Here is a 19,090-nt window from a genome sequence, read left to right on the forward strand (position 1 = left end):
CTTACACATTCCGGTTGTCGTTTAGCGTCAGACTCTGCTTCAGTGCGCTCCAGCGCGCCTCGTCCTCTTCCGTAAAGGCTTTTAAGGCCGAGAGGGTAAAAATCATCAGTACCGGTTTGCCTGGCGTCTGCACGGCCAGCTGTTTTTGCCACAGGCGCTGGCCGTTACGGTCAAAGGTGGTCTCAACTTCAACCCCATCAATGTTGCCGGCAGACCCGGCTTTTACGTGCTGAAATTCGCTCTGGGCGATCTCACCCATCTGAGGACGCAGCACGTCCCACTGGCGGTGAAACTCTTGTTCGTAGTCGCTGCCATCCGGGATAACGCCGCGGCTGACCACCACGGACAGCCCGCTTTCGTCATCGCGAATGATGTTCATGCTGTTGTCCTGCCAGGCGGCAGGAAAAAGGGTAAAGGAACCTTCCTGGAGGGTGTATTTCATCGGTGAACTCGCGTCTAAAATTGCTAAAGGGTTTTACGTGCCGCCACGGACAACCCGGCGGCAGACAGAAAGCGGTTACTCTTCCGGGGGCGTAAATTTCTCCTGCACCGCCGCATCAATATCCCCTTTATGCCCTGACCCCGGCGCCGTTGTGCCCGGTTGGGTGCCCGACGTATTCAGGTGCAGCTTGCCGCCCGTGGTGATATAGCCGTCCCCTTCAACGAAGAAGTTGAACTCTTTGCCGATCAGGTTAATTTTGCCGTTAGCGTTAAGCTCAATAGCACTCTCGCCCGAGACCAGCCGCAGCTTCGTCCCGGAAGCAATAACATACTGCTCTACCGCCGCATCCAGCTTGCCTTTACCCGTCAGGATCTCGGTTCCGCCTTTCACGGCCTGGATCTGATTAGCCTCCACGCGATGCAGCTCATTTTTCTTCACGTAATGGCTGCGCGCGCCGCCGACGCTGTGCGTTTCATCATTTTTAACGCTGGTGTCCATGTTACGCTCGGCCTGGATCCACACCTGCTCTGCACCCGCCTTGTCCTCAAAGCGCAGGGCGTTGGCATTGTCGACTGAACCGTCTTTCGTGCGGCTCATAAAGCCCATCTGCGTCGCGGCAGCCGGCAGCGCCCACGGCGGCATGCTTGCTTCGTTATACACGCGACCAGTGATAATCGGACGGTCCGGGTCGCCGTTGATAAAGTCCACCACCACCTCATCGCCGACGCGCGGGATTTGCACCCCGCCGTAGCCCTGGCCCGCCCAGGCGCTCGACACGCGCACCCAGCAGGAGCTGGTGTCATCGCCCTTCGCCAGACGGTCCCAGTGGAACTTCACCTTCACGCGGCCATATTTGTCCGTCCAGATACTCTCCCCCTGCGGTCCCACGACTTTCGCCGTCTGCGGGCCGTAGGTGCGCGGCCACGCCGTGCTCTGCGCCGGACGGTAGGACACCGACGCCGGGATAACGGTGAAATCGGTGCGGTGAATGGTTTCCCCCTCACCGCTCGCGTAGCGGTTCTCCTCGAAGTGGTAACCCGCCGCCGTCACCAGATACTCGCCGTTGTCACTGAAGAACGGCGCGTTGGTCAGGGTAAAGATGTGGCCCGGCGCAATGCCCGCCGCCGTGGCCGTCGCCTGAATCTGCTGATGCTCCACCTGCCAGCGCTCCTGACGGATTCGGGCGTAGAACTCCGCATGCCCTGTCTCCACAAAGCGGCCCGGCCAGTCGTACACGTCGATGCTGCCCGGTTTCGGGGACGCCGGGTTCTGCTGCGCCTGGAACAGCCACGCGTTCGGCTTGCGGAAGTCATAGTCGTCGAGGCTGTAAATTCCCGGCGTGACGCTGTCCTCCAGCGCCCACTGGCTGATGCCCTCTTCATCCGTACTGCCGCCGGACGGCGTCTGATGGTAAGGAATGACCTCATAGCCGCTGAACGGCTGGTGCTGGGTCGCGGCGTCGGTCAGTACCAGGGTATGCTTGTCCGCCTCGTGGCTGAAGTAGTACGCAATCCCCTCCAGCTCCATCAGGCGGCTGATAAAGTCCAGGCTCGATTCCTGATACTGCACGCAGTAGTCCCACACCCGGTAGCTGCCGGTAAGTTTGTCTTCGAGGTTAACCTGATGCTCACCCAGCAGGGTTTTGACAATCTGCGGTACCGTCTGGCCCTGGAAGATACGCAGGTTACGGTCGCGCTTCATCGGCCACAGGTCCGGCTCCACCGTCAGCTGGTACACCGCGTAGCGGGTGCCCGTCAGCTCCACGGCGCTCACCGCCACGCGCGTCACCTTGCCGTTGATATAGCGGGGGGTGAGCAGGTTCTGCGTGGGGATGGTCACCGTGACCGGCTGGCCCAGCAGCTTGCTGCGGTCAATGCGCGCGTCCGTACCGAGCAGGGTCAGCGTGAGCGCGAACGACTCGGACATCGCCTCGCGGCCGGAGAGTTTCCAGAAAAGCAGCCCCTCAACCGGGAGCTGGACGGTAATTCGGTTGAGCATAATCTTTATTCCGTAATGGTTTATGCTGGGAACGTTAATGAACGTAAAGCTAATTTCGACGAGGTGGTTTTGGATTGATGCAATGCTGGGTTGATTTGTCTGGAGGTACGAACTTTCGTTTTTATAAATCCAAAGAGTGCAGGCTTATGGAAACTCCGGAAAAAACCTTATCTCTGGCTTTCATGAAAGTTGAGCAATCACTTAACCGGCGCAGGTGGCCACACGCCCCCTTTCTGAATAAGTTTCTCTTTTATTTCGTTTAACTTCTCGTATTGCTCACTGCCTCGATCAAGTCCACTCAGCGCGTCCGCAAGCGCATTGCTCATTGACCAGCCATTTTTAGCCTTAACTGACGGGTCCGCTCCACGATCGAGCAGTAACAAGACATGATCGTAAGCCTGGTTATCCAGCGCATCAAACACCAGCGTTTTACCCAGTGAATTGGTTGCATTGACGTCAGCTCCGCTATCGAGCATGGCTTCCAGCGTCTCTGTATTTTTCGCTTTTAGCGACTGGAAGATGATGGGTTCGTGGAAGACCTTATCTTTCACATTGGGCGAAAGGCCACCGTCCAGCATAGCGTTGATCCAGTCTGCGCTGTCCCCCTTCAGGGCAAATTCGGCAGGGCTGCTTTTTCCCTGCGGTCGAGGCTGGAGCGGATCTGCGCCGGCCTTAACAAGCAACGTAATCACCTTTAAATGGGGCGATGTTTTTTTATCATTAATCGCGTTGCCGATGGCCCAAAAAAGCAGGGTCATATCCTGCTTTCCCGGTTTATTAAGATCGCTTTCTGGTGCAAGCGTCTTCACCGCGTCGACATCACCTTCTTCAATCGCTTTCGCCAGTTCAAGCTGCTGACCGCTGAAGTAGTCCTGTGGATTAAGGTCCATATCCTGCTTACACCCCTGAATCATGAATAAAAAACATAACGCGACAAAAGCCATCAACCGTTTTTTCACAATCGACTCCCGATTATCGAAATATCCTCGTCCTTCTGTTGCTCTATGCAATCAATCGCCTGATTAATCCCGTGGCGGTCCAGCGCGCTTCCGGTTCCACCGGGAAGATCGTGGGGTATTCCGGCAGCATTAGGGCTCAGCGCAGAGATTTCCTCTTTGAGGATCCACGAAGGGACATGCCCTTTCATCGTTTTCAGATCCTCCCAGGGGTTAACTTCCTGAATCTTCGTCAGCAGCTCACCTTCAACCCGATAAGCCTGGATATTATCCGTACTGCCTAATATCTTGCCGCCGTATTTTTCTACGGTTCCGGCATTCAGGCCGGCGGCGTTGAACGTCCACCCCGCTTTTCCGCTGCCCATAGAGGTTGCAGAGGCGAGGCCACCGCCAAGGGAATGACCGGCAATATCAATATTCTGGCCTGACCTTGCCAGCTCCTTACCAATACTCACGGCCTTTTTATAATAATCTGAAGCCATACCCATGCCCTGAGAGAAGTTATTCGACCAGTCAGCCCCGTTTACCACCGGCGCCAGCTCCCCCTTAGTCAGTAAAGAGGAGACATTCTCAGACAGAGAGGCGAAACCAGGCTCGCGCGATCCCCTGAATACCAGCGTGGGGTTCATATCTGTACCAAACACTTCCGGCTTCGGTTGATAGACGCGCGCCAGAAAATTGGGGGACGTATCATCGTCAAAGAGCATTGATTTGTTCAGCCCGAACTTTCCTAACAGCGCATCGTCATTACTGATATCTGTCCACCCCTCCGGCACGCCCGGTGTGGTTTCCAGCGGGTTCACGGTCTTATAAATATTTTCCGCAAGCTTCGCTTTTTCCACCGCGATATTATTCGCCGCCAGACGCTTCGCGGCGATCTGGGCATCCGGATAAAGGCTATTGCTCCCCTTCGCAATCAGATCTTTACGCGCCTGCCAGCGCTCTGCTTTGGTCATCTTCTGAAGCTGCCCGGCATAGGTTTTTCCGTCCTTGCCCGGAGTAGGTTCATCCGGCACCTGTGCCGTTTTAGATTTCACCACCTGTTTTGGCAGTACCGTTGGCGCAGGGCGAGATCCGTACGTTCTCACCATGGTTTCGTAGCGGTCGACAATCGTACTCACCGGATACCAGCCCAGGCCGACCAGCGAGGCAGCCTGGAGTTGCCCTTTGGCATTGATGTAAAAAATTTCCGTTACTGATGACCAGTCACGAAAACTTTCGTCAATGGCAACCACTCTGCCCATCTCTAAATCCTGCGCGATCAGCGTGCGGGTATCGCGCCCGGACTGATAAGGATTCGCACCGGTGATCGTGCGCAGCAGATCGTAGCGCGTGAAGAGCGAGCGCAGCGAATGGTCGGGAACCGACATAATCCACTGTCCGGCAACGGACGGGCGGATTATTTTCGCAAACAGCGCTGGCGAGACGTTCTCGTGGAACAGATAGACAAACTTGATGTTATACATTCGCTCCGTCCTGTTACCCGCAGGCTTACGGATTCACCAGCCAGGTGCCTGGCTTCGCAATATCCAGCGTCTGGGTACGCGTTCTTCCATTGCCTTCCAGTTCAATGCGGGTCTCGCCCACAGGCAATTTCAGCGATGCGTAACCGTTATTGCCCGGACGCAGCGCTTTAGACTCGCCGTTCACCTTCAGCGTCTCGCCATCAAGCATGCGGATGTAGACCAGCGCGACCGGGCTGGCGTCGACAGGCGGCGCACTCTGCTGCGCCGTAGCAGGTGACGCTACCGGCTCGCTCACGTCAGCCGTGGCCGGTCTGGTTTCCGCCTGGGCGGAGGTCTCAGCCGGAGGGCTCACGGCAGGGGTTTGCGCCGTCTGCTCTGGCGTTTCCTGGCTGCCGCCGCCGAACAGCATCGCACCGGCAACCACCCCAACCAGCACGCCCGCGGCCACCAGCCCCGGAAGCTTGTAACGTCGCCAGTCCAGCGCGGAAGCAGATGTCTCCTCTTCCACCGGCACCAGCATCGTGCCGGTCTTCTTCGCGGTCAGCACCTCGTCGATACCGGCGACGGGCATCTCGATCAGCGCCGCAAACTCCTCAATGGATTGCGGACGGTCTTCCATATGCAGCGCCAGCGCCTTGTCGATGGCCTGTAGCAGCGGGATGGAATAGCCCTGCGGCATCAGCTCCACCAGCGGTTTGCAGGTGTCCTGAATCGAACGCACCACGCTGACCGGTGGCGGAGAGCCGACGATGAGGGTGCGCAATACGGCGCCGAGCGCGTAGATATCCGTCCACGGCCCCTGCTCGCTTTCATTGTCGTCGGTATACTGCTCGATAGGCGCGAAGCCCGGACGCAGCATGGTTTCCGTCTCATCCGAGAGATTACCGATGGTGCGGCGCGCCGATCCGAAATCGAGCAGCACCGGCAGGCCGTTATCCTGAATCTGAATGTTATCCAGCGAGATGTCGCGGTGCAGATACCCCTCGTCGTGGATCGTTTTGATGGCGCCGAAGAGCATTGGCAGCATGCGGCGGATCCACGCCTCGTTAATCAGCTCCGGTTTCTCTTCGCGCAGACGCGACAGCGTGGTACCGCTGTAAAACAGCGTTCCCATATAGGCCGTGTCGTTTTGCACCCAGAAACGCAGCACGTGCAGCAGGTTCGGGTGGTTAAAGCGCGCCAGCAGGCGGGCTTCCTGGATGAAGCTGTTCAGGCCGGCAGAAAACGCTTTGCCAAAGCGCTCGCTGCGCAGCACCAGCGTCATATCCTCGCCGCGCACGGCGAGGGAGGAAGGCATAAATTCTTTGATAGCGATAGTGCGTTCGAGCTGGTGATCCCAGGCGCGATAGACGATGCCGAATCCGCCGCCGCCAATCACCTCTTTTATCTCAAACTCATTGAAACGGTACCCGACCGGGAGCGCGTTTGGGACAGTCCGATTGTTATCATTATCCGTCATCTTTTACAGTTCTCTTGATGATTATTACGCGGCAAACTGACAGTGGAACTCGCCCTGCTCGCAGGTGACATGCAGACGTCGGTACTGCTCGTCGCTGCGGCTGGCGGTAAGTAAAATCTGGCTCATCTGAGGCAGCAACGTATTGGTCAGAATCGCATCCACCATACGCCCGCCCGACTCAACCTCGGTACAGCGCTGAACAATCTGTTCGACCACGCTGTCGTCAAATTCAGAAATAATGTTGTGATTCTCTTCCAGACGACGCTGAATGCGCCTGAGCTGAAGACGCACAATCTGCCCCAGCATCTCGTCGCTCAGCGGGTAATACGGCACCACCAGCAGGCGGCCCAGCAGCGCAGGCGGGAACACCTCCAGCAGCGGCTGGCGCAGGGCGCCGCTTAACGCGTCAGGCTCCGGCATCAGTTCCGGGTCGGCGCACATGGCTGCGATCAGGTCGGTGCCGACGTTAGAGGTCAGAATAATAATGGTGTTACGGAAATCAATGTGACGCCCTTCGCCGTCCTCCATCCAGCCCTTGTCGAAGACCTGGAAGAAGATCTCGTGCACGTCCGGGTGCGCTTTTTCAATTTCGTCCAGCAGCACCACGCTGTAGGGACGGCGGCGCACGGCCTCGGTTAAGACGCCGCCTTCACCATAGCCCACATAGCCCGGAGGCGCACCTTTTAACGTCGAAACGGTGTGCGCTTCCTGGAATTCACTCATGTTGATGGTAATAACGTTCTGCTCGCCGCCGTAAAGGGACTCCGCCAGCGCCAGCGCGGTTTCGGTTTTACCCACGCCGGATGGCCCGCAGAGCATGAATACGCCGACCGGTTTGTTCGGATCGTCAAGCTTCGCCCGCGAGGTTTTTACCCGACGGGCAATCAGATCCAGACCGTGACGCTGACCAATAACCCGCTGGTTCAGCGTGTCGGCCAGGTTCAGCACCGCGTCGATCTCATTTTTCACCATCCGGCCCAGCGGGATCCCGGTCCAGTCTGAGACCACCGCAGCCACCACGTTCTCATCCACCGCGGCAAACAGCAGCGGTTCGTCACCCTGTAAGGTCTTCAGCGCCTGCTGCTGCTCTGCCAGCTGGCCGCGCAGTTCAGCCGTATCCTCATCACCCGCCGCAAACAGCGCGGCACGCAGACGGATAATCTCCTGCACCCGCGTGCGCTCTTCTTCCCAGCGACGGGCCAGGGCTTCGCGTTGGGTTTCGTACGCGTCACGCTCTGCGGTTAAGGTCGCTACACGCGCCGGATCGCCCGCCCCCACGCGCGCTTCGCGTTCAGCAATCTCCAGCTCCACGTCCAGGGCCGCCAGGTGACGCAGACAGTCTTCCAGCTGGGCAGGCGGCGCGCTCTGGCTGACGGCCACGCGCGCGCAGGCGGTATCCAGCAGCGCCACCGCTTTATCCGGCAGCTGACGCGCAGGAATATAGCGATGCGACAGTTTCACCGCCGCGCTGACCGCTTCGTCGAGGAGTAAAACCTGATGATGGGTTTCCAGCGGCGACACGGTGCTGCGTAGCATCAGCACGGCTTTGGCTTCGTCCGGCTCGTGAACCTGTACGGTCTGGAAACGGCGGGTCAGCGCCGGATCTTTCTCAATGTATTTTTTGTATTCCGCCCAGGTGGTCGCGCCGATGGTGCGCAGTTGCCCGCGCGCCAGGGCAGGCTTGAGCAGGTTAGCAGCATCGCCGGTGCCCTGCTGACCGCCAGCGCCAATCAGGGTGTGGATCTCATCGATAAACAGAATAATTGGCGTGGCGCTGGACTGCACCTCGTTAATCAGCGCCTGGAGGCGCGCCTCAAATTCCCCTTTCATGCCCGCGCCGGCCTGAAGCATGCCGATATCCAGCAGCCACAGCTGAACGTTTTGCAGCGGCTCCGGCACGTCGCCGTCAGCGATACGCAGCGCCAGCCCCTCCACCACCGCCGTTTTCCCGACGCCGGCTTCCCCGGTCAGCAGGGGGTTGTTCTGGCGACGACGCATCAGAATATCGACCATCTGGCGGATCTCTTCATCGCGCCCCACCACCGGGTCGATTTTTCCTTCCCGGGCGCGCGCCGTCAGATCCTGACCATACTGCGCCAGCGTGCCCTGCGCAGCCGGTACTGCCCCGGCAGGCGCGTCCGCAGCGGCGGCGGCCTGCTGGCTCTCTTTGCTGCTGGCGCAAATGGCGTCGAACTGCTCGATCAGCACCTCGACGTTAAGACGGGTGAACTGCGCCGAAATGCTTTTCAGCACGTTAGCCAGATTCCACGTTTTCAGTATGCCGATCAGCAAATGGCCGCCGCGGATGCGGCTGACGCCAAACTTCAGCGAGCCGTAGACCCAGGCGCGCTCGACGGCGCTGTCGATATGCTCGGAAAGATCAGACACGGAACTCGCGCCACGCGGCAGGGCATCCAGCGCCGCCACGATATCGCGCGTCAGCTGCTGTTCATCAAGGGCGAAGTGACGAATGACCTGTTGCAGATCGCCATCCTGCTGCTGCATCAGCTGATGCAGCCAGTGCACCAGCTCAACGTACGGGTTGCCGCGCAGCTTACAGAAGGCAGTCGCGCTTTCCAGAGAGGTAAATAACAGCGTATCCAGTTTGCCGAAAAGCACGGCACGGCTAATTTCTGACATGTTAGTTTCCATTAACAATGATTCGGTATACGGAAGGATTATCGCTCTGCGCGATACACCAGATCGCCACGCGGAACAGGCTGAGGCTGAAGGCCGAGCCAGGTGTTGTACCCTAATCGCCCGGCGCTACCGAGCGTGGCGCCCTGCACCGCATCGGCGCGCAGGATCACCCGTGTTTCCCATTCAAATTCCACCCCGGCGTACTGTCGCACCCAGTCGCGCAGCTCGGTCACCCACCCTTCGCCCGGCAGAAAACGGTTGTAGTCGTCTGCGCTCAACGGGCCAATCTCAAGCCGAAATTTATGCTGCACGTCGCGTACCGCAATGCCGAGAAAAGCGGACTCTCCCATGCGCGGCAGGCGACGCCCCTCACCCAGCTGTGCCTGCTCCCGCGTTGAGAGCGGCATCCACTGCGGGACGTTGGCCACCAGCCTGACCGGCACGTTGAAATAGTTGCGCAGGATCTTCTCCAGCCCTTCCGGATCCCGCCCGTGGCGGGTCAGGTGCCCGGCGTGAGTAAAGCGGGCGTGCGCGCTCAGACTGCCTTTCGACATCTGGGCAGGCTGCCCCATGCCAATCAGCGATGCCAGATACCCTTCGAAGCGCCTGTTGTCGTCGCGATCCAGTGAAACGGCAGGCTGCGCGTCCGCCCAGGCGCGGTAGAACAGCAGCGTCAGGCGGTGGTGAAAGAGGTCGGCAAACGCGCTGAGGCTGTGATCCTGATGATGATGAATACGCTCGCGGGCATACTCAGTTATGTGCACCGGCAGCGGGCCGTTAGGACCAAACAGGCCGAAGCTCAGTATGGAAACGTCATGCAGTCCGTTCTCTTCCCGCTGCCGGACCTCAGCAACCGTTGACGGCGCAAAGCCCATTGAAGGCTGCTGACCAATACGCAGCGGCTCAAATTTAGGCAGCGGCGCGCGCCCCAGCGGGTAACGTTCACCGCCCTGGGCATCAATGCGTCTTAACAGCTGGAACAGATCATAGCGCCACGGCGTCTCGCGCACCCCGCGCCAGAACGCATCGGGCAGCGGCGTCAGGCGATGCACGCGCAGCGTTGCAGGGGCAACTTCACTCATACCAGCGCCCTTTTACCCATGCGCGGCGCCCAGTAGCCGATTTCACCACGCTGCTGGCTCTTGAGCGTGAACTCCGTAAAACTGTTGATGGAGACCAGGCGGGCAAAAAGGCGTTCCAGCACGCTGCCGAAAAGCCATGGGCTGGCGCCGGAAAAGGCGCGTTCGTCCACCGTCAGGGTGATGCCGATCCCGCGGGCGAACACCACCGGGCCGGGTTCAGGCACGCGACGGTGCACCGGCTCCAGCACGCAGTGACGAACGCCATCCACCTGACGGGCAACCGGCGTCTCGGCCAGGTTGGCGTACAGCCCTAACAGCTGACGCAGCGCGGCAGCGCCCTCTTCGTTTTCGCTGTCCATCAGGCTGAGGTAGTTCATTTGCAGCTGGCTGATGAGCCGCCAGGTGCTGAACCCTTCCGCCAGCGCCGGACGCGGCGGCGTCGGGCCTTTACGCAGGGTTAACGCCTTCACCGGCATGGAGTCGGCCATAATAAACTGCCCAAGCTCCTGCTGGAGCATCAGCGGCAGGTCACGGCTGGTGCACAGCACCTCGGCGGAAATGTAGCGCAAATTCTCCTGCCACGGCGCGTGCTGCGCATCCACCAGCGAGACGAAGACCTCCGAGCCGATATAGCCCGTGCGGGTGCCATAGCGCAGCGCGTGTTCGGAGAGAACGCGCTGCTCACGGCGCAGGGAAAAATAGGCGCCGTAGTTGCCCGCGTCGCCACTCCAGGTACTCCAGAAAGGACGAAACGTCTGGTCGTCCCGCTGACCATCCGCGCTGGCATAAATTTTTTTCACGGCATAAATTTCATAATCCAGCGGGCGGATGTTATCCACCACCAGGTGGTATTCATGCTGGCTTTCGCTCAGCTTCTGCCGGGCCGCCACTTTCGGGAACAGGTTGATCACCGGCGTGCAGTGCAGCGCCAGGTGGCTGGCATCCACCACGCGCTCCAGCTGATCGTCGCTCTTGTCGAGCAGAATGAAGATATCAAACGCTTTTTCGTCTTCGCAGCGCTGGATCAGCTTGCCCAGCCCGCTCAGGCTGATGAAACGAAAACGCGCCGGGAACGCAAAGTACTCCTGCAACAGGCGATAGCCGTCGAAGTTGCGCAGATCGTCCGGGAGCAGCGCCTGGTCCGCATTAAAGCCTTCCTGACGCAGGGCGTCAGACGACAGCAGCTGGCGCTGGGGCTGCTTGCTGACCGTCTGGCAGACAATACCCGCGTGGTGCTCCATCACCAGCTCCAGCAGCTTCAGCGCCTCGATGTCCGGGCCGCTTAAGAAGAACTCCAGGCGGTCAAAGTCCAGGTGCCCGAGATGCTGCGGGCCATCGCAGGCAATGCGGATCCGTAAGGCGCTGCTGATCCCCCGCTGGCTCAGGCCGAGCTGAGCCAGCGGCAGATCGGCGGGAACGCCGCCCAGCTCGATCCGCTCAATTTTTAACGGCAGCAGGTTCACCTCGTGCGCCGTGGTATAGCTGCACGTAACGCCGGTCTTTTTCAGCGCCAGGCTGTCCATCATGGTGCCGCGCGGCACAATAAAGCCTTTGCTCAGGTCGCCGCGGCTGCTGTCGGGCTGAATTTCAGCGATCGCCATCGACGGCGTAGGCGCCAGATAATTTGGCGCAATCATCTCCAGCATACGCTGTGAAAAGCGCGGAAATTCGGCGTCCATTTTCATCTGCACGCGGGAGGTCAGGAAGGCGAAACCTTCCATCAGGCGCTCAATGTACGGGTCCGCCACTTCGATGCCGCGCATGCCGAGCCGCCCCGCCACTTTCGGGTAGCGCTCGGCGAACTCTGCGCCCATCTCGCGCAGATAGGCCAGTTCACGGTTGTAATATTCGAGCAGTTTGCTTTCCATAATTACCCCGCATCCTTCAGTTCAAAATGGCCGTTCTCAAGATCGACGTCGGTGCGAAAGAGAAATTCCAGCGGATACGGCACGCACCACAGGCGACCTTTGATTTCGATAGACAGAACGTTGTGCAGATCTAACGAGGAGGTATCGGACACGCAGCGAACCTGAAGCCCCTGCGGCAGGATCCGCGGTTCAAAGTTAATAATCGCTTCGGTGAGCTTGCGCTGAATGTCGTGCCATTCAATATCGGACATTCTTTTCCCCGCCAGCGGCGCCACGCCAAAATTCACGACGGAACGGCTCACCTGCGTCAGCCCGCTCAGATCGCTGGAGGCATCGTGGTTAATGGTGTTAAACAACCACTGTAAATCCCGCAGGACGTTACGACGCAGCGCGGCGTGGGTAATCAGATTGCTGTTGGCGGACTCGCGTTTTTTTTCCGGATCGTTATCCGTCAGGCGATCCAGCAGTGAGGGCTGCATTTTGTCGCGCGCCCCCACTTTCTCCTGCCTGCTGCGGGCCTGCCAGCCGCTGCGCAGCAGATCGCCTTCGCCAGCGGGATTACTCATCCGCACCATCCGAGGTAAATGTCACCAGGCTCAGGGTAAGCAGCGGGCTTTCGCTTTGCTCGCTCAGCCAGGCTTTCTGTCCCATGCCTTCATACAGGGCGCCGTTATCGTCCAGCGGGAGCCATTCGGTGGTGCGCCCCAGCTTAACGCTGTCTGGCGCCCCGTCAGCAAACGGATAACGCGCCGGGATCTGACACACCTGCTCGGTGCCGTCCGTGAGGCGGACCAGCGCATGACGCCACACCAGATCGGTCACGCTGGCCGGAGCCTGAAAACGGATCGCGTCGATGGCGCAGAACGGCACCCAGAAATAACGGCCATTGACCAGGGTTTCACACACCGGCCCCAGACGGGCATCGCCGTCCATCAGCCATTCAAAGGTGTGGCTCTCTTCATTCTCCAGCGTGACCTGCCCGCGGCTTCCCGGGGCCTGTTCGAGTGCCGCCAGGCGCAGCGCTTGCGCTTGCCCTGCGCTTTCGGTCAGCGCCTGGGCTAACGTCGTCAGCCACGGCCACTGCGCCTCGGGCATTGCCGGTCGTACCTCTCCCGCGAACACGCGCGCCCGCTGCTGTTCACCCTGAATGGCCTGCTCCAGCAGCGTTACGGTCGGTTTTGCCTGCGGCTTCAGCGCCAGCCAGCTCTTTAGTTGCGTCAGGGCGCGCGCCCAGTTGCCGCTGAGGATCAGAAACTGCACAAACGCGGCGCGGAGATCGGCATCCGCCGGACGGGCTTTGATATCGGCTTCCAGGCGAAGCAGCGCGTCGCTAATCGACTCACCCGCCAGACGTTGATAAAGCGTATTCATAGCCCCTCCTTAATTCGCCGCGCGCCAGGCGCCCACTGCCGGATCGCGCAGCTGCGGGCGCAGCGTGTCAATCAGAACAACGTTCAGCTCCGCGCCCGGTGCAACCCATGCGCTCCAGATCTTCTTCACCTCTGCGATACGCGCCTGGAGTCTGGCGTCGTCGCTGGCGATCTCACGGGTGATTTCCACCGCCACCGTGCCGTTGCTCTTCCAGCCGTTCAGGGTGCTGTCGTACGGCAGGATCATCCAGCTCTGGTCGCTGTTCTGGGTGCTGAAAACCATGCGCTCTTTGTTGACGGAGGTGATCAGCGCCTTTTCAGGATCGACCGCGTTGTTCAGCCCCATCACCGGGAAGCCGTGAATGTAGGTGACCGGAATCGCTTTCTGCGTCCCGTTACGGTTCTGCGTCACCACGGTGTGGCCGCTGAGCCAGCTGCCGTTGCCGCAGCGGGTGGTGTCGGAATCCGGAATAAACAGCGCTGGCGCGGAGGAACCGCCCTCCCAGAAGGTGCGCAGATGGCAACCGTCCTGAAGGGTGAACTCCTGCCATGGCGTACGATCTGCCGCCACGGTGTGCGTCTCCGGATTCTGGTCAGGCGGCAGCAGCGCGCCTGAGGTGGTGGTCGTTGCCGCCGCCGTTTCCTGCTGCTTCACCACCAGCGCCCAGTCCTGCGCTTTAGCCGCTGTGCCCCGGGCAAGCGTCGTGCCTTCCGGATCGTTAAGCGTCCAGTTCAGGATATTCAGCTTGCTGCACTGGTGCTCCAGCAGCGAGCCAAGGCGCGGCACGAAGTTTTCCAGCACCGAAACCTCTTTCTTGCCGTTCGCCACGATACGCAGCGCCACGTCCGCCTTACACCAGCTTTGCGGCGTATTGTCTTTAATGTTGTCGATCCAGATATCCAGCTTCTGCGCAGGAGACTGCACGATGCGGAAGTTTTCAGCCTGTGCGGTGGTCGCCACCGTCAGAAGAGCCAAACCCGATAGCCAAAGTTTCATATCAATCCTTGTGTGTCTAATCAGTTCCGCAGGGAAGAAATTGTGCTGCGTCAGAGAGCGTATGCAGCAAAGTGGTGTCCTGAGGGTTGCCCATCCACACCGCCACGGCGGTATAGTTATCCTGAGCATTGCCCTCCTGTTCGGCATTCTTTTGAATGATTTGGTTCATTAAGGTCAGCCACTCCTGTGGCGTATTGACCATATGCAGCGACTGCTTCATCTGCTCTTCGCTGACGCCGTGCCAAAAACCGTCGGTGCAGAGCAGGAAGGCATCACCGTCCTCAACCTGCACGACATCGCTGTAGCTCGCTTCCGGTCCGCCATTCTCAATACCCAGCGCCAGATACAGCAGGTTGCTGTTGAGATCGTCGGTCTGATGCCCGGCATCTTTCATCTGCTGGACGAGGCTGTGATCGGTGGTGACATGCCACAGCCAGCCGCGGCGAAACAGGTACAGGCGGCTGTCTCCGGCGTGCGCCCAGTAAGCCAGACGGTAATCCCTGTCGATAAACAGGCTGACCAGCGTGGTGCCCATCCGGCGATAGTCCTGCACGGCCTGTTGTTCGCTGAGGATGGTGCGGTTCGCCGTTTGGACGTAGTCACGAATATGCTGCGCATTCAGGTGCTTGTCGCCGTCAAAGCGGGAAATAATGCTGTTGCGGGCCAGCTCAGCGGCCACCTCGCCGCCCGGCAGGCCCGCGATGCCGTCACAGACGACAAAGCAGGCTGAACGTTCCCCGATGGTTTCTCCCGTCTGATCCTGGTTGCTGGCGCGCGTCCCCTGGCGGGAGAGAGAAGCCGTTGCGATATTCATTTTTCTTCCGATCCGCTTTGTGAGTCTTTGTACTGATTGACCTCCATGTCATAGGCATGGAGGAAGGCTTCGCCAAACAGGGTATGGAAGTCGTCCTCGATCTCGCCCGCCGTCTCGCCATAGCTGCGAACGAAATAATCCCACAGCGCGGCTTTACGGCTGCCCGGCAGCGCCAGGCGTGACGTCATCCCGTTCTGCTTCGCCTGCTCTTCCAGTTGTTCCGGGTTAAAGGATTGCAGCATGGCGGCGATAATGGCGCGGATACCGGAGATCATCCCCAGCTGGTGCGCCTGGAGATCGATCAGCGCATCACGCACCGATTTGGTCGGCGGCATAAAGCCCGGCATCGGCGTGCCGAACATCTGGATCAGCACCGTTTTCCCGGTCGGCAACAGTTTGAACGGGTTGTTCGCATCGTCGAGCACCATGGTCATATCGGCTTTCACCCCACGCTTGAGTATGGAGCGCGAGGAGAGCAGCGCCACGGTCCCCTGCGAGAACATGCCCAGGATCTGCCCCAGCTGACGCATATTTTCCCGGTCGAATTGCGGTACCGGCTGCATTTCGCTCAGGCCCATGCCCTCCAGCAGCGCCTCCAGCAGTTCGCCCTGAAGCACCTCGCCCCGCTCGCCGGTCTGCGCGGAGGCAGCAGGCGATGCAGCGTTTTTAACCGGGTCGATACGCAGGCGGCCTTTAGGCGCCTGCGCGTTGCTGCGCGCCACGGCCTGCGGCGTTGGCATGGTGAAGCCAGCGTAATCGGGGCGCGCGGGCTCCTCTTCCGCGCGCGGCGCGTCCTGTGGTTCAGTCGGTTCCGGATCGAACAGCGGTGAGCTGGCCAGCGCATCCTCTTCCTGTGCGGCTTGCGGTTCAGGCTTTGGCTCCGGCTTATCGGCCACGATTTCATCCGGATGGGTTAACGGCGCGCCGCCCATCAGGCCGAGAGGGTCATCATGACGCGCGGCAGGTGCGCTCGCCGACCCGCCAAACAGGGCTAACGGATCGAGTTCGTCCGACGCCTCTTCCTTTGGCTGGGCAGGTTTGCTTTCGTCCGGCTGTACCAGCGTTGAAGGGGTGACATCGTCAAAGATGCTCTCTTTTTTAAACAACGCTTCATCGCTAAACAGCGTGTCCGGGTCAACGTTTTTACGTTCAAGCGACGGTTCGGCGTCGTTAAACATTGCCAGCGGATCTTCGGCATTCCGCTCCGGGGCCGCAGGCTGAGAGAACGGATCGTGGGATGCGGCGGGCTGTGGTTTTGCCCGGTTGCTGGAGATGCTGTCGGAGATGGAAAACTCCTGCATCAGGCTGTCCCAGATTTCCGACGGCACGGCCGTAGGTTCAGCTTTTCCACGAGGCGCGGCGCTGGCCGGTTTCGGTTGCGGCGCTGGTGCAGGTGTCGCCACTGGGCGCGCCTGCTGCATGCTGGCCGCCATGCGGCTTACGGGCTGGGTGTCATGAATGAGTTCGCTGACTTCAATGCGATAATCATCAATACCGAGAATATCCCCATCCTGAAGCTCAACCTGACGCCCACGCTCCAGCGGGATATCATTCAGTACCACGCGGGTAACGCTGCCGCGGTTCGTGACGCGGCATTCGCCACTGGCGTCGACGTGAACGATGGCCTGCAAACGCGAGATGGTGCGGTCATTGTCCGGCAGCACCAGATTGTTATCCGTACCGCGCCCAATGGTGCCGCCCGGGGCATAAAAATCACAGCTGCTTTGCGGCGGCTGATGACCGGGTTTCGTAGAAATAATCGTGAATCGCATGGCGTATTCCTGCTGGTATGATTAGCGCTCAAACGCTGCCGCTCTCGGGGGTGAGAACGGCGGGGTTTGGGGGTTAAGGGCTGATTAAAGCTATTTGACTACATTCAGGAAAATAATGCCGATAAGCAGCCATAGCGTAAAAAGTAAGGCCTGAGCTTTATAGCGTCGATGCAGTTTTAATATCCAGCCGATTCTCTCTTCCGGTAAAGCCTGAACGAATTTATAGGCATCGTCCTGAACATTTCTGTCTTTGGTAAATTTCATCTTCACGCCTTTGCGAAGACGAACAAACCAGATTATTTTTTGATAGTTCGCCAGCGAACCAAAAAATGATGCGTAATTTGTCACCAGATCGAGATCGTAGCCTTTTTGCCTATATTCTGAAAGAAGCTGATTATATTCGGCCTCGTGTTTTTTAAAATAACGGGAACTGATGAAGTCCATAATTACGACAAGTAAAAATAAAACAACAATCAGAAATAAAAGAATATTTTCTAAATTCACCATAGCTTATCCATGACATATTCAGTTGCTCCACCGGCAACTTCGCCACCAATGTATCCACCCGCAGCGGCGCCTACCACAGAACACGCGAGCAACCCTACACCACCTGTTGCCACGCCCAATGCAACACATACGCCAGCCCCAGCCATGGCGCCATATTTTCCGCCATAAATCCCGCCCGCAAGACTGGCGCCAAATTGACTGTACTTCTTAACGGCGACTTTGGAACAACTCTGCTCTCTACCTACTGTACAGGCATCGTAAACTTCATTGGTTGTGTTTGCACCAGCGAAGCCGATAGCAAGCCATCCTCCCATTTTCAGAAAACGGGCAGCTTTTGAAGCATTGTCTACATATGTTGAATACCCTCGTATCGAGGCAACACCCGCAGTACTCCATTCGTGGACAATTGACCTGCTTGATAAACCTAAAGCGTGCTTGATTTCTTCATAAGGTTTCAGTTTCAGCGTTAGTCTGGACAGCTTATTTAATAAAACGTCCAGCTCAGAAAAAAGTTTTTGCCTTTCAACAAAAAACTGCTGCCCGATCAATGTGCCTTGCGTTCTGTATTGATTTTGATAAGCCAGTTCGATAGCTTTTAATTTCTTTTCTATTTCGCTAAAGTACCTTTCACCTGCATCAGCAACCACCCCGAGAGATTTATCCATAAAATTAGTTAATGCTGCGATGGTACTAAAATGCTTGTTAAAGAAATTAGCTTCATCTGTATTCAGTTCTGCCAATGCTCCATTAACCTTTTGCTTTGCATTTTGTAATTGTTTTAGCTGAACCGCATTTTCAGCACCCGGAGCATTAAGGATCAATATTTGCCCGGGTTTTAACCACCGTGTGTCCCTGTTCATTTGCATAAAATAACGTGCCGCTTCACTGTCTGGTTTATTGAACAGTAGTCTTGCCTGGAAATCTAACGTACCAGCCTGCTGAACAACACAATAACCAGGAGCAACCGTTGATTTTACGCTCATATTGACATCCCTTTGCAAACGAAATTAAGTCTCTATAAATAATGACCGGGGAAAACTCCCCGGTCACGCGCGCAATTACGCTTCTTTGTTTTCTTTGATGTTCCAGCCAGCGCTGCTTTCAGCACCTTTACCACCGGCAGTGGTCTGCTCCCAGTACTGCTGTTTCACTTTCGCAGCCTGGAATGCATAGGTCACGCCAACGGTATCGCCGTTGTCTGCACCCGTGTACTGAACGGAAGTCACGAGAACGTCTTCCAGGGTGATGCGGGTGTATTCAACCTGCTGACCACCCGCTTTGCAGACGGACAGTTCAACTTTGGTCAGGTGTTTACCGCTTGCGCAGTGTTTCAGGATTGCTGTAGTGGATTTGTCGATCAGAGCGTTAACGTGCAGATCGTTAAAGTTCACTTTACCGGCACCGCCGCCACCGCCAACGCTCATATTACCTGGCTGGGACGCGCCCCAGGAGAAGGAGGTAATATCAGTCCAGCCGGTGTGGTTAGAATCTTTAGATTCGCCCGTAACACCCTCGACCTTCAGAAACATATCAATAGCCATAATATCTACTCTTCGTGGATGAACAATATTGCTTTCGAAAAAGCCCTTATATGGCAAACAGGAAAGCATGGGGCTGAATAAAACCGTCCATATTTTACCTCTGCCTCATATCAAACGACCCGTGTCATTTGACAGTCTTACATTCCCCCTGAACGAAAGGAAAGAATGTGAAGTCTTA

16 protein-coding genes are annotated in these 19,090 nt (G+C 58.0%); all 16 read right to left on the reverse strand.

From position 1 onward, the window contains the following. Nucleotide 1 precedes the first annotated feature (1 nt). Nucleotides 2-442, reverse strand: coding sequence for a DcrB-related protein (locus tag L463_RS06250; protein WP_017384279.1), 441 nt, complete (start codon nucleotides 440-442; stop codon nucleotides 2-4). A 75-nt stretch (nucleotides 443-517) separates the two neighbouring features. Further along, nucleotides 518-2,440, reverse strand: a complete 1,923-nt coding sequence (locus L463_RS06245; protein WP_017693289.1) for a type VI secretion system Vgr family protein — start codon at nucleotides 2,438-2,440, stop codon at nucleotides 518-520. Between the two features lie 197 nt (nucleotides 2,441-2,637). Continuing rightward, complete coding sequence (locus L463_RS06240) at nucleotides 2,638-3,384, reverse strand: ankyrin repeat domain-containing protein (protein ID WP_032103586.1); 747 nt, start codon at nucleotides 3,382-3,384, stop codon at nucleotides 2,638-2,640. A gap of 11 nt (nucleotides 3,385-3,395) precedes the next feature. After that, on the reverse strand, nucleotides 3,396-4,862 hold the full coding sequence (locus tag L463_RS06235; RefSeq protein ID WP_017384289.1) for a Tle-like phospholipase domain-containing protein: 1,467 nt from the start codon (nucleotides 4,860-4,862) through the stop codon (nucleotides 3,396-3,398). A gap of 25 nt (nucleotides 4,863-4,887) precedes the next feature. Next, nucleotides 4,888-6,321, reverse strand: coding sequence for a serine/threonine protein kinase (locus L463_RS06230; RefSeq protein WP_032103582.1), 1,434 nt, complete (start codon nucleotides 6,319-6,321; stop codon nucleotides 4,888-4,890). A gap of 24 nt (nucleotides 6,322-6,345) precedes the next feature. Beyond that, nucleotides 6,346-8,961, reverse strand: a complete 2,616-nt coding sequence (gene tssH / locus L463_RS06225; RefSeq protein WP_023296773.1) for a type VI secretion system ATPase TssH — start codon at nucleotides 8,959-8,961, stop codon at nucleotides 6,346-6,348. Nucleotides 8,962-8,999: 38 nt separating this feature from the next. After that, the gene (tssG, locus tag L463_RS06220; RefSeq protein ID WP_023296774.1) at nucleotides 9,000-10,043 is read right to left on the reverse strand and encodes a type VI secretion system baseplate subunit TssG; all 1,044 of its coding nucleotides are present in this window, start codon (nucleotides 10,041-10,043) and stop codon (nucleotides 9,000-9,002) included. After that, complete coding sequence (gene tssF / locus L463_RS06215) at nucleotides 10,040-11,911, reverse strand: type VI secretion system baseplate subunit TssF (protein WP_023296775.1); 1,872 nt, start codon at nucleotides 11,909-11,911, stop codon at nucleotides 10,040-10,042. The genes tssG and tssF overlap by 4 nt, the downstream gene beginning before the upstream one ends. A 2-nt stretch (nucleotides 11,912-11,913) precedes the next feature. Next, nucleotides 11,914-12,477: a type VI secretion system baseplate subunit TssE gene (gene tssE / locus L463_RS06210; RefSeq protein ID WP_015570336.1), complete on the reverse strand. Its 564-nt coding sequence runs from the start codon at nucleotides 12,475-12,477 to the stop codon at nucleotides 11,914-11,916. Continuing rightward, nucleotides 12,470-13,282 carry a type VI secretion system accessory protein TagJ gene (locus L463_RS06205; protein ID WP_023296776.1) on the reverse strand — a complete coding sequence of 271 codons (813 nt, stop codon included), beginning with the start codon at nucleotides 13,280-13,282 and terminating at the stop codon, nucleotides 12,470-12,472. The genes tssE and L463_RS06205 overlap by 8 nt, the downstream gene beginning before the upstream one ends. Nucleotides 13,283-13,291: 9 nt before the next feature. Then, nucleotides 13,292-14,278 (reverse strand): hypothetical protein, encoded by a 987-nt coding sequence (locus L463_RS06200; RefSeq protein ID WP_032103581.1) that lies wholly within the window; start codon nucleotides 14,276-14,278, stop codon nucleotides 13,292-13,294. 16 nt (nucleotides 14,279-14,294) lie between these two features. Continuing rightward, nucleotides 14,295-15,092 (reverse strand): PP2C family protein-serine/threonine phosphatase, encoded by a 798-nt coding sequence (locus tag L463_RS06195; protein WP_003859969.1) that lies wholly within the window; start codon nucleotides 15,090-15,092, stop codon nucleotides 14,295-14,297. Next, nucleotides 15,089-16,864, reverse strand: a complete 1,776-nt coding sequence (tagH, locus tag L463_RS06190) for a type VI secretion system-associated FHA domain protein TagH (RefSeq protein WP_015570335.1) — start codon at nucleotides 16,862-16,864, stop codon at nucleotides 15,089-15,091. Before tagH ends, L463_RS06195 begins: the two co-directional genes overlap by 4 nt. 90 nt (nucleotides 16,865-16,954) lie before the next feature. After that, nucleotides 16,955-17,371: a hypothetical protein gene (locus tag L463_RS06185; RefSeq protein ID WP_015570334.1), complete on the reverse strand. Its 417-nt coding sequence runs from the start codon at nucleotides 17,369-17,371 to the stop codon at nucleotides 16,955-16,957. After that, on the reverse strand, nucleotides 17,365-18,354 hold the full coding sequence (locus tag L463_RS06180; RefSeq protein WP_032103580.1) for a hypothetical protein: 990 nt from the start codon (nucleotides 18,352-18,354) through the stop codon (nucleotides 17,365-17,367). The genes L463_RS06185 and L463_RS06180 overlap by 7 nt, the downstream gene beginning before the upstream one ends. 75 nt (nucleotides 18,355-18,429) lie before the next feature. Next, complete coding sequence (locus tag L463_RS06175; RefSeq protein WP_014884229.1) at nucleotides 18,430-18,912, reverse strand: Hcp family type VI secretion system effector; 483 nt, start codon at nucleotides 18,910-18,912, stop codon at nucleotides 18,430-18,432. Nucleotides 18,913-19,090 lie beyond the last annotated feature (178 nt).

The sequence above is a fragment of the Enterobacter sp. BIDMC 27 genome (genome assembly GCF_000534415.1).
Taxonomy (GTDB): domain Bacteria; phylum Pseudomonadota; class Gammaproteobacteria; order Enterobacterales; family Enterobacteriaceae; genus Enterobacter; species Enterobacter hormaechei_C.

Bases quoted from the DNA above. Each gene is read 5' to 3' on its own strand.
- L463_RS06250 (WP_017384279.1), bottom strand. From the start codon at position 442: ATGAAATACACCCTCCAGGAAGGTTCCTTTACCCTTTTTCCTGCCGCC.
- L463_RS06245 (WP_017693289.1), bottom strand. From the start codon at position 2,440: ATGCTCAACCGAATTACCGTCCAGCTCCCGGTTGAGGGGCTGCTTTTC.
- L463_RS06240 (WP_032103586.1), bottom strand. From the start codon at position 3,384: ATGGCTTTTGTCGCGTTATGTTTTTTATTCATGATTCAGGGGTGTAAG.
- L463_RS06235 (WP_017384289.1), bottom strand. From the start codon at position 4,862: ATGTATAACATCAAGTTTGTCTATCTGTTCCACGAGAACGTCTCGCCA.
- L463_RS06230 (WP_032103582.1), bottom strand. From the start codon at position 6,321: ATGACGGATAATGATAACAATCGGACTGTCCCAAACGCGCTCCCGGTC.
- tssH (WP_023296773.1), bottom strand. From the start codon at position 8,961: ATGTCAGAAATTAGCCGTGCCGTGCTTTTCGGCAAACTGGATACGCTG.
- tssG (WP_023296774.1), bottom strand. From the start codon at position 10,043: ATGAGTGAAGTTGCCCCTGCAACGCTGCGCGTGCATCGCCTGACGCCG.
- tssF (WP_023296775.1), bottom strand. From the start codon at position 11,911: ATGGAAAGCAAACTGCTCGAATATTACAACCGTGAACTGGCCTATCTG.
- tssE (WP_015570336.1), bottom strand. From the start codon at position 12,477: ATGAGTAATCCCGCTGGCGAAGGCGATCTGCTGCGCAGCGGCTGGCAG.
- L463_RS06205 (WP_023296776.1), bottom strand. From the start codon at position 13,282: ATGAATACGCTTTATCAACGTCTGGCGGGTGAGTCGATTAGCGACGCG.
- L463_RS06200 (WP_032103581.1), bottom strand. From the start codon at position 14,278: ATGAAACTTTGGCTATCGGGTTTGGCTCTTCTGACGGTGGCGACCACC.
- L463_RS06195 (WP_003859969.1), bottom strand. From the start codon at position 15,092: ATGAATATCGCAACGGCTTCTCTCTCCCGCCAGGGGACGCGCGCCAGC.
- tagH (WP_015570335.1), bottom strand. From the start codon at position 16,864: ATGCGATTCACGATTATTTCTACGAAACCCGGTCATCAGCCGCCGCAA.
- L463_RS06185 (WP_015570334.1), bottom strand. From the start codon at position 17,371: ATGGTGAATTTAGAAAATATTCTTTTATTTCTGATTGTTGTTTTATTT.
- L463_RS06180 (WP_032103580.1), bottom strand. From the start codon at position 18,354: ATGAGCGTAAAATCAACGGTTGCTCCTGGTTATTGTGTTGTTCAGCAG.
- L463_RS06175 (WP_014884229.1), bottom strand. From the start codon at position 18,912: ATGGCTATTGATATGTTTCTGAAGGTCGAGGGTGTTACGGGCGAATCT.